Source organism: Streptomyces sp. URMC 124 (assembly GCF_051386455.1).
GTDB lineage: Bacteria > Actinomycetota > Actinomycetes > Streptomycetales > Streptomycetaceae > Streptomyces.
On the sequence record NZ_JBPQTS010000354.1, the window covers coordinates 1 to 568 of the forward strand.

The window sequence follows — 568 nt, forward strand, 5'->3', positions numbered from 1 at the left end:
CGCTCGGCAGGATTCGAACCTGCAACCTCTTGATCCGTAGTCAAGTGCTCTATCCGTTAAGCTACGAGCGCTCGGCTTCCCGGCGTTTTCTTGCCGGTCGGCGTTGCGTGGACAACATTACATGAACTCCGCCGCGACGCGAAATCCATTCCCTCCACCCACCCTGACCTGCGAAAACGCCCTTCAGAGCGGAACTTCGGAGCGCCCCCCGGGCGAGATCGCCCCGGGAACGCGGAAGCCCCGGCCGTCTCGAGGACGACCGGGGCTTCCGGTGGCTGCGGAGGCGGAGGGATTTGAACCCTCGATCAGGGGGTTACCCCGAAACCGCATTAGCAGTGCGGCGCCATAGACCGGACTAGGCGACGCCTCCAGCCCACCCACGCATGCGCGGGTGGTGCGATGCAGATGATGGCACAACCTCGCGGTCGCTCACCAATCGCACCCCTACGGTACCGGGCTTTCACTGGGCGGGGCAAAGACGTTTTCCGGAGCGCAACGCGTTGCCGCCCGGCGCGTTAGACGGGTGAAGGGATCGGCCGGGCCCGGCACGCCCCGCCCGCCCCCGGAC

General features: G+C 66.4%; 1 tRNA gene. It reads right to left on the reverse strand.

Annotated elements, in window-relative coordinates:
• Positions 1-278: 278 nt before the first annotated feature.
• Positions 279-370 (reverse strand) — tRNA-Ser (locus ACSNOG_RS32905).
• Positions 371-568: the final 198 nt, after the last annotated feature.